The sequence below is a fragment of the Sphaerisporangium sp. B11E5 genome, assembly GCF_039871875.1.
GTDB lineage: Bacteria > Actinomycetota > Actinomycetes > Streptosporangiales > Streptosporangiaceae > Sphaerisporangium.
This window is the reverse complement of sequence record NZ_JBDPMD010000005.1, coordinates 63,815-77,165: the sequence shown is the minus strand read 5'-3', so window position 1 is coordinate 77,165 and position 13,351 is coordinate 63,815. Positions and strand designations below refer to the sequence as shown.

The 13,351-nt window shown below is 72.7% G+C and carries 14 protein-coding genes; 9 read left to right on the top strand and 5 right to left on the bottom strand.

Annotated elements, in window-relative coordinates:
* Window positions 1–60 precede the first annotated feature (60 nt).
* The gene (locus ABGB17_RS06970; protein ID WP_347626967.1) at window positions 61–891 is read left to right on the top strand and encodes a phosphoribosylaminoimidazolesuccinocarboxamide synthase; all 831 of its coding nucleotides are present in this window, start codon (window positions 61–63) and stop codon (window positions 889–891) included.
* Between the two features lie 43 nt (window positions 892–934).
* Here ABGB17_RS06970 and ABGB17_RS06965 read toward each other — a convergent pair whose 3' ends face one another.
* Complete coding sequence (locus ABGB17_RS06965; RefSeq protein ID WP_347626966.1) at window positions 935–2,395, bottom strand: LCP family protein; 1,461 nt, start codon at window positions 2,393–2,395, stop codon at window positions 935–937.
* A 98-nt stretch (window positions 2,396–2,493) separates the two neighbouring features.
* Here ABGB17_RS06965 and ABGB17_RS06960 point away from each other — a divergent pair, with 98 nt between their 5' ends.
* Window positions 2,494–3,510, top strand: a complete 1,017-nt coding sequence (locus tag ABGB17_RS06960) for a glycosyltransferase family 2 protein (RefSeq protein ID WP_347627160.1) — start codon at window positions 2,494–2,496, stop codon at window positions 3,508–3,510.
* Here the strand turns inward: ABGB17_RS06960 and ABGB17_RS06955 are convergent.
* Window positions 3,502–4,737, bottom strand: a complete 1,236-nt coding sequence (locus tag ABGB17_RS06955) for an IspD/TarI family cytidylyltransferase (protein ID WP_347626965.1) — start codon at window positions 4,735–4,737, stop codon at window positions 3,502–3,504. The genes ABGB17_RS06960 and ABGB17_RS06955 overlap by 9 nt on opposite strands.
* Before the next feature lie 130 nt (window positions 4,738–4,867).
* Here ABGB17_RS06955 and ABGB17_RS06950 point away from each other — a divergent pair, with 130 nt between their 5' ends.
* The 6 genes from ABGB17_RS06950 to ABGB17_RS06925 all read left to right on the top strand — a co-directional run bounded on the left by ABGB17_RS06950 (window position 4,868) and on the right by ABGB17_RS06925 (window position 10,862).
* Window positions 4,868–6,424, top strand: a complete 1,557-nt coding sequence (locus tag ABGB17_RS06950) for a CDP-alcohol phosphatidyltransferase family protein (protein WP_347626964.1) — start codon at window positions 4,868–4,870, stop codon at window positions 6,422–6,424.
* 18 nt (window positions 6,425–6,442) lie between these two features.
* Window positions 6,443–7,051: a DUF5941 domain-containing protein gene (locus ABGB17_RS06945; RefSeq protein WP_347626963.1), complete on the top strand. Its 609-nt coding sequence runs from the start codon at window positions 6,443–6,445 to the stop codon at window positions 7,049–7,051.
* Between the two features lie 127 nt (window positions 7,052–7,178).
* Window positions 7,179–7,913, top strand: a complete 735-nt coding sequence (locus tag ABGB17_RS06940; RefSeq protein ID WP_347626962.1) for a phosphocholine cytidylyltransferase family protein — start codon at window positions 7,179–7,181, stop codon at window positions 7,911–7,913.
* A 94-nt stretch (window positions 7,914–8,007) separates the two neighbouring features.
* Window positions 8,008–9,048: an iron-containing alcohol dehydrogenase family protein gene (locus ABGB17_RS06935; RefSeq protein WP_347627159.1), complete on the top strand. Its 1,041-nt coding sequence runs from the start codon at window positions 8,008–8,010 to the stop codon at window positions 9,046–9,048.
* A complete protein-coding gene (locus ABGB17_RS06930; protein WP_347626961.1) occupies window positions 9,026–9,793 on the top strand; it encodes a CDP-alcohol phosphatidyltransferase family protein in 768 nt (255 codons plus the stop codon). The genes ABGB17_RS06935 and ABGB17_RS06930 overlap by 23 nt, the downstream gene beginning before the upstream one ends.
* Window positions 9,794–9,995: 202 nt before the next feature.
* Window positions 9,996–10,862 (top strand): glycosyltransferase, encoded by an 867-nt coding sequence (locus ABGB17_RS06925; protein WP_347626960.1) that lies wholly within the window; start codon window positions 9,996–9,998, stop codon window positions 10,860–10,862.
* 40 nt (window positions 10,863–10,902) lie between these two features.
* Here ABGB17_RS06925 and ABGB17_RS06920 read toward each other — a convergent pair whose 3' ends face one another.
* A complete protein-coding gene (locus ABGB17_RS06920) occupies window positions 10,903–11,376 on the bottom strand; it encodes a GNAT family N-acetyltransferase (RefSeq protein WP_347626959.1) in 474 nt (157 codons plus the stop codon).
* Between the two features lie 29 nt (window positions 11,377–11,405).
* Window positions 11,406–11,672: a helix-turn-helix transcriptional regulator gene (locus tag ABGB17_RS06915; RefSeq protein ID WP_347626958.1), complete on the bottom strand. Its 267-nt coding sequence runs from the start codon at window positions 11,670–11,672 to the stop codon at window positions 11,406–11,408.
* A 57-nt stretch (window positions 11,673–11,729) separates the two neighbouring features.
* Between ABGB17_RS06915 and map the strand changes: the two genes are divergently transcribed.
* A complete protein-coding gene (gene map / locus ABGB17_RS06910; RefSeq protein ID WP_347626957.1) occupies window positions 11,730–12,497 on the top strand; it encodes a type I methionyl aminopeptidase in 768 nt (255 codons plus the stop codon).
* Between the two features lie 24 nt (window positions 12,498–12,521).
* On the opposite strand, the gene ABGB17_RS06905 is transcribed toward map, so the two are convergent.
* Window positions 12,522–13,313, bottom strand: a complete 792-nt coding sequence (locus tag ABGB17_RS06905) for an acetoacetate decarboxylase family protein (RefSeq protein WP_347626956.1) — start codon at window positions 13,311–13,313, stop codon at window positions 12,522–12,524.
* Window positions 13,314–13,351: the final 38 nt, after the last annotated feature.

The following is a 13,351-nucleotide window of genomic DNA, read 5'->3' as shown; positions in this document are numbered from 1 at the left end:
GCGGCGGTAACCTTGGGTCCGGCCGGGAGCACCCCGGGTGGTCGTTGAGCTGGGGGTACGGTGAAGCTGCTGCACTCGGGGAAGGTGCGCGAGGTCTACGAGGACCGGGGTGACATCATCCTGGTCGCCTCGGACCGCATCTCGGTGTACGACGTGGTGCTGCCCACCCCCATCCCCGACAAGGGCAAGGTGCTGACCCGCCTGTCGCTGTGGTGGTTCGAGCGGCTCGGCGACATCGTGCCGGGCCACGTGATCTCCGCCGCCGACGTGCCCGCCGAGTTCGCCGGACGCGCGGTGCGGTGCCGCAAGCTGGACATGGTGCCGGTCGAGTGCATCGCCCGCGGCTACCTCGCCGGGCTCGGCCTGCGGGAGTACCAGGCGAGCGGCTCGGTCTCCGGGGTCGCCCTGCCGCCCGGCCTGGTCGAGGGCTCCAAGCTGCCCGAGCCGATCTTCACCCCGACCACCAAGGCGCCGCTCGGCGAGCACGACGAGTTCATCACCATCGACGACGTGACGGCCGGCCAGGGCGCGGAGGCCGCCGCCGAGCTGCGCCGGATCACGCTGGAGGTCTACCGGCGCGGCGCGGACCTCGCGGCGTCCCACGGTGTGATCATCGCGGACACCAAGCTGGAGTTCGGCCGCGCCCCCGACGGCACCCTGGTGCTCGCCGACGAGGTGCTGACCTCCGACTCCTCCCGCTTCTGGCCCGCCGACGACTGGGAGCCGGGCCGCCCGCAGCACGCCTTCGACAAGCAGTACGTCCGCGACTGGGCCGCAGGCACCGGCTGGGACAAGAAGGAACCAGGACCCGAGATCCCCGCCGACGTCGTGGAGGCCACCCGCGCCCGCTACATCGAGGCGTACGAGCGCATCACCGGCGAGACCTGGTAGGCCCCGAGGCGCGCGAGTGGCGTCACGGCGAGACCGGGCAGGGCTACCTCTTGCAGATGTTCTGCGTGGCCGTCCGCGCCACCGGTGTGCTGGACGGCGACGGGCCGGCCGTCGGGGAGGTCTCCTTCACGGTGACCTTCTTGGCGCCGTCGTAGGAGCTGCCCACGATGACCTCCACTCCTGGGACCTCGGCCTGCCGCAGCTCGGCGCCGGGGATGGCGGCGGCGACCGTGCGGGCCGAGTCCTCCCGGCCGGCGGGGTAGCGCACCACGGTGTTCTGGTACGTGCGGCGGCTGGTGTCGCCCGGAGGGGCGGGCACCTGGAAGCCCACCTTCAGCAGGTCGGCCTTGGCGCGGGCGCCGAGGCCGGTGATGGAGGTGCCGTTCACCACCCGCACCGCGATGCGCGACGGCGGCACGCTGAGCGCGGGCGACGGCGTCGGCTTCGGCGTGGTGGGCTCCTTGGCGGCGGGCGTGGGTTTCACGAGCGGCTCGTCGGCGGCGATGCGGCGGAACAGGTCGCGGGCCCCGGTCTTGTCCCACAACACCGCGGACTCCCCGGTCGGCGTGCGGTAGTCCACGTCGGCCAGAGGCACGGTGGCGAACGTCACGTCGTCGGTGGAGACGTCCTTGAGCTGGTCGGCCAGGCCGAGCAGGTCCTTGGCCAGGGCCTTGTCCACCGTGAGGGTCTTCAGCGTGGAGCCCACCAGGGCGGTGAGCTTGGCCGGGTTGGCCAGGGTGCCGCCGCTGAGGGCCCGCTGCAGCAGGGCCGACATGACCTGCTGCTGGCGGTCGATGCGGTCGAGGTCGGAACGGGCGGTGGCCCGGGTGCGGGCGTAGAACAGGGCCTTGACGCCGTCCAGCTCGTAGGTGCCGGGCTGGAGGCGGAACTTGGTCTTCTGGTCGTCGATCGCGACCGGGGTGCAGACCTCCACGCCGCCGATGGCGTCCACGACGTTGATGAAGCCGAGGACGTTGACCTCGACGTAGTGGTGGATGGTCAGGCCCGTGGCGTTGCGCACCGTGCGCACGGCCAGCGGCGCCCCGCCCAGGCTGTACGCCGAGTTGATCTTGTGCTGGCCCTTGCCGGGGACGTCCACCCAACTGTCGCGGGGCAGGCTCACCACCGTGACCTTGGAGTGGTCCTCCGACAGGTGGACCACCATGATGGTGTCGCTGCGCTGGCCCACCTCCCGGCCGAGGTGGAGCAGGTTCTGCTGGCGCCGGGTGAGGTCGTCCCGCTTGTCCACCCCGACGACCAGGATGTTGAGCGCGCCGCGCGCGTCGGACCCGGTGGTCCCGGCGTCCACCGACTTGATCTGCCCGGCGGCGTAGGAGGACAGGAACCACGACACGCCGGAGCCCGCGAGCACCGCGCTGGACAGGGCGGCGCCGAGCAGCACGGCACGTGCCCCGGACTTCGCCCGCCTGGAGCGGCGTGCCGACAACCGCACGCCCCCGTAGGCGTCCCCGCCCACCTGGACGCCGGAGTCGTCGTCACTCATCGAGCCCCCTCAAAGGCCGCCGACACACACCGATGCGGACGTCCCTACCGCCGTGGGTTGCCGTCCCCACCCGCTCGTACAGTAGCGTGAGCGCCGCCATGAAGGAGTTCCCCGACTCGCCCCGCCCGGGACCGGCCACCCGTGTCTGGCCGCCCGTCTCCGTCGTCATGCCGGTGCTCAACGAGGAGCGCCACCTGCGTGAGGCCGTGCACCAGGTGCTCGCGCAGCGGTACGACGGGCCGATCGAGGTCGTCCTCGCCGTCGGTCCCTCGCAGGACCGCACGCAGGACGTCGCCGACGCCCTGGCCGCCGAGGACCCCCGCGTCACCGTCGTCGCCAACCCCACCGGGCGCACCCCGAACGCCCTCAACGCCGCCATCGGCGCGTCACGCAACGGCATCATCGCCCGGGTGGACGGCCACGCCATGCTGCCGCCCGACTACCTGCGGGTGGCGGTGGAGACGCTGGAGGAGACCGGCGCCGACAACGTGGGCGGCATCATGGCCGCCGAGGGCGTCACGCCGTTCGAGCAAGCCGTGGCGTGCGCCATGACGTCCCGCATCGGCGTCGGCAACGCCCGCTTCCACACCGGCGGCGAGCCGGGGCCCGCCGACACCGTCTACCTCGGCGTGTTCCGCCGCGAGGCCCTGGAGCGTGTCGGCGGGTACGACGAGCACTTCCAGCGTGCCCAGGACTGGGAGATGAACCACCGCATCCGCCGGACCGGCGGCCTGGTGTGGTTCCAGCCCCGCATGCGGGTCTCCTACCGTCCACGCCCCAGCGTCCGCGCGCTCGCCAAGCAGTACTTCCACTACGGCCGCTGGCGCCGCGTCGTCGCCCGCACCCACGAGGGCACCATCAACCTGCGCTACCTGGCGCCGCCCGCCGCCGTGGCCGCCATCGTGCTCGGGCTCGTCGTGTCGCCGTTCTTCCCGCTCGGGCTCGTCGTGCCGGGCGCGTACGCGGCGGCCATCCTCGCCGGCTCCGTCGCCACCGGCCGCGGCCTGCCTCCGGCGGCCCTGGCCCGGCTGCCCCTGGTGTACGCCACCATGCACCTGTCCTGGGGCTGGGGATTCCTCACCAGCCCGCCCCGCCTCGGCAAGCCGTCAGCGTGAGGTGACCACCTGGCCGGTGCCGCCGGAGGCCAGAACGTCCAGGGACGTCCCGGCGGCCGGCGCGTCCCCAGTGGTGACGCAGTTGACGCGCACGCCCTGGCCGGACCACTCCTCGGCCAGGGAGCGGGTGAGGGCCGCCACGGCGGCGGCCACTGAGGCGCGGGCGGCGGTGGCCGGCGCGGGGGCACACAGGAGCAGGTGACCGGCGGTCTCCCGCAGGTGGGGGAGGGCGGCCTCGGCCACGGTCAGCGCGCCCAGGTGGCCGGCGACGACGACGTCGGCGTCCCCGGCGTCCCCGGCGTCCCCGGCGTCCCCTGAGGTCTCGCCGAGGACCACCACGTCGATCGGCCCCTCCTCGGCCACCCGGCCCAGCGCGTCCCGCACGGCCACGGCGTCGGACACCCGCACTGCCGGGCAGGACACCCGCGCGCCGTGTCCCGCCGCGAGCCCGCCGAGCAGCGGGTCGCCGAACACCACCAGCCGTCGCCCGCCGAGCACGTCCCTGAGCAGCTCAGGGGCGGCGGGAGGCACCGCAGCCGTCACCTGGAACAGCTTCTCGGCGATGTGCACGTCCACCGGGTGGGTGACCTTCATGTTGTGCTCGCTGCCCGCCACGATGCGGATCGGCACGTCCGGCAGGTAGCGCAGCACCACCCCGCAGTCGTCGGTGGCGGGGCGGGAGGCGAAGGCGGGGTCGGCCAGCGCCCGGGTGTACGCCTCGCGGACCACCGACAGCAGGAAACACTGCGGGGTCTGCACCCGCCGCAGCGGCGCGCGGTCGGGGATGTCCCGCACCACGTCGCCGTCGGCCACCACGATCGTGTCCGACGTCGGCACCGCCACCATCACCGCCGGCGCCGACTCCAGGGCCGCCACACAGTCGGCGATCACCCGGGGCTCCACGAACGGCCGCACCGCGTCGTGCAGCAGCACATGGCACTCCTCGGGGCCGAGCGCCGACAACGCCCGCCACGTCGACTCCGTACGGCTCGCGCCGCCCTCGATGACCTTGGACACCTTGGAGAACCCGGAGACGAGCCGCGCCGCCGCGCCGGTGTGCCCGGCCGCCATCAGCACCACGATCTCGTCGACCTCGGGCGCCGCCTCGAACACGGCCACCGTGTGCTCGATGATGGTCCGCCCCGCGATCCGCGCCAGTTGCTTGGGCATGCCGAGCCCGGCCCGCTGCCCCACGCCTCCGGCGAGGACCACCGCCACGGTGCGCATGAACGCCATCCTCCCTGCTCGTGCCCGGACACCGGTCACGCCGCGTGACACGCCGACGGGATTGCGGGGCCCGTGACGGCTCGGTTACGTTGCGAGGTGGACGATTCGAGGTCGCGGAAGGAGGCCCCGGTTGCCCGAGTCCCTGCCCGCATCCTCACCCGCCCCGAGACCCGCACCCGACGTCGTGGCCCGGCCGGCCCGCCGTCCGGACCGCGGCGGCCCGGCGTCCACGGTGGTCGCCGTGGTGCTGGACACCGCCCCGGGCGCCGCCGCCGACCGGCTGGGCGGCCAGCTCGCCGCCCTGGCCGTCCGGGAGCTGCATGTCGTGACCAGGGTAGCCGGGCCGCGCCCGCCCGCGAGCCGGGTCACGGTGAGCGGCGGGCTCCCCGACGACCTGCGGGCCGTGGCCACGGTCGCCCGCGCCTGCACCGGCCCGATGGCGGTGCTCCCCGGCGACCTGGTGGCCCACACCGAGGCCCTGGCCCTCCTGCTCGCCGACCCGTCCCGCGGCACCGCCGCCCTGGTCTCCCCGCCGGAGAAGGGCACGCAGGGGAAGGGCACGCAGGCGGACGGTGTGCCGGGGAGGGAGCCGCCGGGCGCGGTCCCGCCGGTGCGCGTCGAGCACGGCCGGGTCGTCGCCGCGGGGAACTCCTTCCACGTGGTGACCGCCGCCAACGGCGCCTTCCGCGGCGTGCTGCACGTCGGGGTGGCCGACCTCGCGACGTTCGCCGAGGTGGCCGACGAGCTCGCCGACCTGGCGCAGGCGGGCGTGCTCGGCGACGCCACGGCGGGCGAGGCCGTCGACCTGCTGCTCGCGGGCCTGGTACGGCTGCGGGTGCCGGTGCGCGCCGCGCCCCTCGGCCTGCTGCGCGCCGTCCGCGTCACCGGCGAGGGGGAGACCGAGGCCGCGATCGAGCGCCTCGCCGAGGTGGACGAGGGCCGCGCCCGCCTCGCCGCCACCGTGCGCTCCGGCGACGGCTTCACCGCGACGTACCTCGTGAGCACCTGGACCGGCCCCCTGGTCCGGCTCGCCGCCCACCTCGGCATGACGCCCAGCACCGTCACCGGCCTGTCGGTCGGTCTCGCGGGCCTGGCCGCGGTCGCGTTCTCCGCCGGCAGCCGCCGCGCGCTCGTCGCGGGCGCGGCGCTGCTGTACCTGTCGTTCGTGCTGGACTGCGTGGACGGCCGCCTCGCCCGCTACACCCGCACCTTCTCCCCGGTCGGGGCCTGGCTGGACGCCACGTTCGCCCGCGTGAAGGAGTACGCCGTCTACTTCGGCCTGGCCGTCGGGTACGCCGGGAGCGTGGCCGCGGGCCCGACCGGCCCTGACGGCATCTGGGCCATGGCGGTGGCGGCCATGCTGCTGCAGTCACTCCGCCACATGATCGACTTCGCGTACATGGGCGCCCGCCACGCCGGCCTCGGCCTGGAGCGCCCCGACGGCGCCCTCGCCCGCCCCACCGCCCCCGATACGCCGGGCCGCGGCCGCCTGGCCGTCCTGCTGGACCGCGACACCAGGGCGTACTGGCTCCGCAAGATCATCGTGCTGCCCGTCGGGGAGCGCGTGCTGCTGATCGCCCTGACCGCGGCCCTCGCCAACGCCCACGTGACGTTCCTCGCGCTGCTGGCGTGGGGCGGCCTGGCCACCCTGTACACCCTCACCGGCAGGATCGCGAGGTCGCTGTAACCCATGGTGTACGTCCGCATGACCCCGGTGCCGCGCAACGCGGTGGTCACCTACCGCGACGACGGCGTGTTGTCCCGCGGCATGGGCCTGCTGCTCGCCGGGCAGTTGCCGCCCCTGCCCCCAGTGATCGCCGGGGCGTTCGTGACCGGCGTCATGCTCTTCCTCGGCGTCGCGGGCACCGAGGGCCCCGCCGTCTTCGCGCCCGCCGTGGCGCTGCTGCTGGCCGGTCTCGGCAGCTCCCACCCGCACAACGGGCGGGTGGACTGGCTGGTGCCGCCCATCCTGCGGCTCACCGAGTACGGCTTCGTGGCCTGTGTCGGCTTCGCGTGGGACGTCCCCAAGCTGCTGATCGCCGGCCTGCTCGGGGCGATCCTGTTCCACCACTACGATGTCGTCTACCGCTGCCGCCAGCGGGTCTACCCGCCGCCGTGGCTGGCCCTCGCCGGGCTCGGCTGGGAGGGCCGCATGCTGCTGGTGGCCATGGGTGTGCTGCTCGACGTCGTGACCCCGGTGTTCGTGCTCGCCACGCTGTACCTCGCGGCGCTGTTCTGCTGGGAGAGCGTGACGTGCTGGCTCGTCGCCCCGCGTTCCGGCGTCGAGGCGGCCGACCTCGGGTCCCGGGACTGACCACCCACCACATTGCATGTAATCGATCTCATAACGGCATAGGTGAACCACCGATTACACGATCAGCACCTGCGGGCAACTAACCTTTCACCCTACATACCTTGCCTTTGAACGACAGGAGCGCACGTTGCTGGGAATGGTGCTGGCCGCCGGGGCCGGACGACGCCTGCGGCCGTACACCGACACGCTGCCCAAGGCGCTGGTGCCGGTGGACGGGGAGACCACGATCCTCGACATCGCGCTGCGCAACCTCGCGGCCGTGGACCTTCGTGACGTCGTGGTCATCGTCGGGTACGCGGCAGGGGCGGTGCACGACCGCAAGGCCGAGCTGGAGCGGCGCCACGGCGTGCGCCTCACCCTCGTCCACAACGACAAGGCCGAGGAGTGGAACAACGCCTACTCCCTGTGGTGCGCGCGCGACCACTTCGCCGAGGGGGCGCTGCTCGTCAACGGCGACACCGTGCACCCGGTCTCGGTGGAACGCACGCTGCTGGACGCCCCGGTGACCAGTGACGTCCTGCTCGCGGTGGACGACGTCAAGACCCTCGCCGACGAGGAGATGAAGGTCACCCTGGACGACGCCGGCTACCTGCGGAGCATCACCAAGCTCATGGATCCCGCGGCGGCCCACGGCGAGTACATCGGCGCCACGCTGATCCGTCCCGGCGCGGCCGAGCGGCTCGCCGACGCGCTGCGGGCCACGTTCGAGCGCGACCCCCAGTTGTACTACGAGGACGGCTACGGCGAGATGGTCGCCCGCGGCGAGCGCATCGCGGTCGCGCCGATCGGCAAGGTCGACTGGGTGGAGGTCGACAACCACGACGACCTGGCCCGCGCCCGGGAGATCGCGTGCACGTACTAGCCGCCACGCGCCGCACCGGCGCGCGGCCGGCCGGCGGAGCGCCGAAGTCCGCGCCGACGGCCACCAAGGAGACCGCATGCCGCTGCTAGCGAGGATGCTCACCGCGCCCCTCACCGTCGAGGTGCGCCGGGGCGCGGTCGCCCAGCTCGGAGCCCTGCTGTCCGACAGCCGCGTCGCCACCTCCGGCCGCGTCGCCGTCGCGGTGGGCGCCGGCCAGGGCGACCACATATCCGGGCTCATCGCCCCCACGCTGGAGGACGCCGAGGTGTTCCGCGTGCCGGACGGCTCGGTCGACTCGGCCGTCACCCTCGGCGCGGACCTGCGCAAGGGGGCGTACGAGGCGGTCGTCGGCATCGGCGGCGGCAAGACCATCGACGTCACCAAGTACGCCGCGTCGCTGGCCGGCATCCCCATGGTCGCCGTGGCGACCAACCTCTCCCACGACGGCATCTGCTCGCCGGTGTCCTCGCTGGAGCACGAGGGGGGCAAGGGGTCGTTCGGGGTGCCGATGCCGCTGGCCATCCTGGTGGACCTGGACTTCGTGCACGGCGCCCCGCCGGCCCTCGTCCGGGCCGGGGCGGGCGACGTCATCAGCAACCTGTCGGCCATCGAGGACTGGCAGCTCGGCAACGTCGAGCGCGGCGAGCCCATCGACGGCCTCGCGGTGTCCATGGCCCGCACCAGCGCCGAGGCGGTGCTCGGGCGGCCCGACTCCATCGAGTCGGACGCGTTCCTCACCGTGCTGGCCGAGGCGCTGATCCTGTCCGGCATGTCCATGGTGGTCGCGGGCTCGTCGCGGCCGAGCAGCGGCGGTGACCATGAGATCCTTCATGCCGTGGACCAGCTGTTCCCGGGCACCTCGAACCACGGCGAGCTCGCCGGCATCGGGGCGGCCTTCTGTTTCTTCCTGCGCGAGGACCAGCGGCTGCTGTCGCTGGTGACCCGGTGCCTGCGCACGCACGGGCTGCCGCTGACCCCCGCGGACATCGGGCTGTCCACGGAGCAGTTCACCGAGGCCGTGATGCTGGCGCCGTCCACCCGTCCCGGGCGGTACACGATTCTGGAGCACCTGCGGCTGTCCGAGGCCGAGGCGCGCGACCGGGTGGAGGATTATGTCCGGGCCGTCGCTCATTGAGATGCGCGCGGTCGCCCAGCCGCACACCACGATGGAGCGCAACTCCGGTGAGCACTGGGCGGGCGCGCTGTACATGCGCAAGCTGTCGATCTACGTGACGTGGGCGCTGGCCCGCACGCGGATCACACCGAACCAGGTCACCGGGCTGATGATCGTGGCGGGCCTGCTCGCCGGGGTGGTGCTGGCGCTGCCCGGGCTGTGGGCGGCGCTGGCGGCGGCGCTGCTGATCCAGGTGTACCTGTTGCTCGACTGCTCCGACGGCGAGCTGGCGCGGTGGACGCGGCGGACGTCCATCACCGGCGTCTATCTCGACCGGGTGGGGCACTACTTCGCCGAGGCGGCGCTGCTGATCGGGCTCGGGTTCCGGGCGTCGGCCACCGTGCCCGACTGGTACACCGTGCTCGGTCTCGCGGCGGCGCTCGGCGCGATCCTGATCAAGTCCGAGACCGATCTGGTGGACGTCGCCCGTGCCCGCTCCGGCCTGACCGCCACCACCGAGGCGGCGGCCGAGCAGTTCGCGTCCCGCAGGCTGGGCGTGGCCAGGAAGGCCGTGGCGGCCCTGCGCTTCCACCGGGTGATCCAGGCCGTGGAGTTGTCGATCATCGCCCTGCTGGCGGCCGTGTGGGACGCCGTGGCGGGGGGCCTGGCCGCCACCCAGGTGCTCACCGTGGCCTGCGCTGTGTTCGCGGGGGTGCAGACGGTCCTCCACCTGGTGAGCATCCTGGCGTCGAGGCGGCTCGCGTGATCTGTCGGAACCGTCGGCGGACCTCCTACGTCGTATCTCTGTCAAGAGCCGACGCGCAATCCACACCGAATGTTCGGTGGGGGTTCGCTGACCGTTCCGATACCCTTATTTCACAGTATGCGTACAGAGTTCGGACCCGCCGCCCAACCAGACTCGGTGATCATGGTTACCTGCGCCTTCTCAGCGTCGAGGCGATGACGCGTTGAAGATCTCGTGTGTCATCCTCACCATGGGTAACCGGGTCGCCGAACTCGACCGGGCTGTCGAGTCGGCCGTCACCCAGACCGACGGCGACGTCGAGGTCGTGGTCGTCGGCAACGGCGCCGACGTCCCGAAGCTCGCCGCGTACGGCCCCAACGTCCGCACCGTCCGCATCTCCACCAACGTCGGCATCCCCGAGGGCCGCAACCACGGTGTACGCGAATGCACCGGCGACGTCGTCCTGTTCCTCGACGACGACGGCTGGTACGCCACCGACAAGGTGGCCGCCCACGTCCGCGAACGCTTCGCCGCCGAACCCGACCTCGCCGTCATCTCCTTCCGCGTGATGGACCCGGAAGGCGGCGCCGGCCAGCGCCGCCACGTCCCGCGACTGCGCGCCGGCGACCCCCAGCGCAGCAGTCCCGTGACGACGTTCCTCGGCGGCGCCTGCGCCATCAGGAGATCAGCGTTCCTCCAGGTGGGCGGCCTCCCCGGCCGCTTCTTCTACGCCCACGAGGAGACCGACCTGGCCTGGCGCCTCCTCGGCGAGGGCTACCGCATCGAATACGACGCCGATGCGGTGATGTACCACCCCCAGGTCCCCCCCACCAGGCACGCCGACTTCTACCGCCTGAACGCCCGCAACCGCGTCTGGCTCGCCCGCCGCAACCTGCCCTGGCTCCTGGCCGCGCTGTACCTGCTGGACTGGATCGTCCTCACCGTGATCCGCGAACGCTCCCAACTGGCCATCAAGTCCTGGTTCCAGGGCTTCAAGGAGGGCCTGACCGAGCCCGCCGGCGAACGCCGCCCCATGGCCTGGCGCACCGCCTGGCGCATGCTCCGCCTGGGCCGCCCTCCCATCGTCTGAACCTCGCCGCCGGTGACCGGGTGAACCGGGACCAGGCGTCCTACGCCTGGAGGAGGAATTCGAGTTCCAGTTCGTGGCGGATGGGGATGTTGTCCTCGCCGGTCTGGGGGATGGCCGGTTTGATGGCACGGGCCCTGGTCACGGCGTCGCGGTGGAGGGCCACCAGGTCCCAGCCCTGGCGTTGGTAGAAGCGCAGGGCTCGGGTGTTGTCGTTGGTGGTGATCAGCCAGAGGCGGTGGCAGCCCTCGTTCCTGGCGAACTCCACGGTGGCGGCCAGCAGGTACGCGCCTGTGCCGGGGCCCACCAGGGCGACGATCTCGCATTCGGGGCCGGTGATGGTGTAGGAGATCAGGCCCTGGGGGGTGCCGTCCTGTTCGGCGATGAAGCCGGGGAGTCCGGTGGGGTCGTGGAGCTTGCCGCGTGAGACGACTTCGGGGGCGCCGAAGTAGGACGTGAGGACTTTCGCCGCCCAGGGGGTGTCGGCAGGGGTGTAGGGGCGGATGAGCGGGGCCATGGCGGGGGTCTCCTGGTGACGTGGGGCTTTCAGGCTGATAGTGCCTGATCTCGGCCGTCCGTGCAGGCGGCGGCGAGGGCGTCCAGGGAGACGTGGAGGGCTGAGGCCAGGGCGGCGATGGTGAAGAAGGCGGGGGTGGGGGCGCGGCCGGTCTCTATCTTTCTCAGGGTTTCCGGGGAGATGCCGGCGGCGGCGGCGACGTCCGCCATGCTGCGGTCGCCTCGGGCCTCCCGCAGGAGGGCGCCGAAGCGTTCGCCGCGGCGGCGTTCGGTCGGGGTCAGAGGCGTTCGCACCATGTGCGTTATAGTAATACCGGTATAAGTATTGGGTCAGGCAGGTGGGAGTTCCCGGGCATGGTCGAGATCAAGAGTGACGCGGCGCTGGAGGCGATGCGGGAGGCAGGACGGGTCGTGGCCAACGCGCTCGCGGCGGTGCGGGGGGCGGCCGGTGTCCGGGTGTCGCTGAAACAGCTGGACGAAGTGGCACGGACGGTGCTGGACGAGGCCGGGGCGCGATCCCCGTTCCTCGGCTACCGCCCCGACTTCGCCCCCACGCCGTTCCCCGCCGTGATCTGCGCCTCGGTGAACGACGCCGTCGTGCACGGCATCCCGACCGACTACCGGCTGCGAGACGGCGACCTGGTCAGCATCGACTGCGGCGCCGAACTGGACGGCTGGACGGGCGACGCCGCCATCAGCTTCACCGTGGGCACGCCGTACCCCGAGGACCTGGAGCTGATCAAGGCGACCCAGGAGGCCCTGGACGCCGGCATCGCCGCGGCCACCCCCGGCAACCGCATCGGCGACATCTCCCACGCCATCAGCACCGTCGCCCGAGCGGCCGGCTGCGGCATGCCCGTCAACTTCGGCGGCCACGGCATCGGCCGCCACATGCACGAGGACCCCCACGTCGCCAACCACGGCCGCCCCGGCCGCGGTTACCCCTTGCGCCACGGCCTGACCCTCGCCATCGAGCCCATGCTGATGGCAGGCGGCCGCGACGACTACCGCGTGAGCCCCGACGGCTGGACCCTGCGCACGTCGGACGGCAGCCGCGCCGCCCACATCGAGCACACCATCGCCATCACGGAGGACGGCCCCCGCGTCCTCACCCTGCCGTAGCCCCTGCGGTGCTCGCCGAGACGGTCACACCGGTGCCGGCTCCTCGAAGGTCATGGTCATGCGGGCGATGCTGGTGGTGGTCAAGGCCCGTTTGGGGAGGCCGAGTTCGCTGAGTTCCTTCGCGATCGGGTGGTTGCCGAGGCGGATCAACGCGCCGCCGGGGCGGGTGCGGACGGATTGGGGGTGGAGGGTCCAGCGGGTGCGGCGCGTGGTGCCGTCCAGGTGGGTGTAGGCGTCCATGGTGGGGGTGCCGAGGACGGGAAGACCGAGGTGGGGGACGGGGGACGGACGGAGGGTGCCGGGGGTGGGGAGCCGGGGGAGGGGCACGCCGGGGCGGAGAAGGAGATCCAGGACCAGGCGGCCGTCCTTGCGGAGGACGCAGCGTTTGTAAGGGGAGGCCAGGCGGAGGTCCAGTTGGGCTTGTTCGTGGGGGAACCCCCAGATGGTGCGGCCCGCTTCCAGGGCGAAGGGCTGGTCCACGGGAAGCCAGTGGACGAAGGCGCCGGTGCCGGGGGTGCACAGCTCCCTGACGCCGGAGAGGAAGCTGCGGGTGCGGGGGCGGGGGGCTTCGGGGGAGCGGACGAGGAAGGCGACGCCGAACTGGTGGTAGGGGCCGAGGTCGCTGTCGGCGAAGCGGGCGAAGACCAGGGTGCACAGAGCCTTGCCGGGAAGGACCTCGGTGACGTCGAGGTCGCAGTAGGCGAGGACAGCCCGGACCGCGTCGGCGCGGACGAGGTAGCTGGCGCCGCACGCGCTGGCATCCCTGACGTGCACGGGGGTGGTGATCGGGCGCCCCTGGACGAGGTGGCTGGCCATGCCTCCAGTAGACCAATCCTCGCTCCGGGACGCCAGCG

Excerpts from the sequence above, each read along its gene's own strand:
- map (WP_347626957.1), top strand. The coding sequence starts at position 11,730 with ATGGTCGAGATCAAGAGTGACGCGGCGCTGGAGGCGATGCGGGAGGCA.
- ABGB17_RS06920 (WP_347626959.1), bottom strand. The coding sequence starts at position 11,376 with ATGGCCCCGCTCATCCGCCCCTACACCCCTGCCGACACCCCCTGGGCG.
- ABGB17_RS06945 (WP_347626963.1), top strand. The coding sequence starts at position 6,443 with ATGACCCCGGTGCCGCGCAACGCGGTGGTCACCTACCGCGACGACGGC.
- ABGB17_RS06935 (WP_347627159.1), top strand. The coding sequence starts at position 8,008 with ATGCTCACCGCGCCCCTCACCGTCGAGGTGCGCCGGGGCGCGGTCGCC.
- ABGB17_RS06915 (WP_347626958.1), bottom strand. The coding sequence starts at position 11,672 with ATGGTGCGAACGCCTCTGACCCCGACCGAACGCCGCCGCGGCGAACGC.
- ABGB17_RS06965 (WP_347626966.1), bottom strand. The coding sequence starts at position 2,395 with ATGAGTGACGACGACTCCGGCGTCCAGGTGGGCGGGGACGCCTACGGG.
- ABGB17_RS06960 (WP_347627160.1), top strand. The coding sequence starts at position 2,494 with ATGAAGGAGTTCCCCGACTCGCCCCGCCCGGGACCGGCCACCCGTGTC.
- ABGB17_RS06930 (WP_347626961.1), top strand. The coding sequence starts at position 9,026 with ATGTCCGGGCCGTCGCTCATTGAGATGCGCGCGGTCGCCCAGCCGCAC.
- ABGB17_RS06955 (WP_347626965.1), bottom strand. The coding sequence starts at position 4,737 with ATGCGCACCGTGGCGGTGGTCCTCGCCGGAGGCGTGGGGCAGCGGGCC.
- ABGB17_RS06905 (WP_347626956.1), bottom strand. The coding sequence starts at position 13,313 with ATGGCCAGCCACCTCGTCCAGGGGCGCCCGATCACCACCCCCGTGCAC.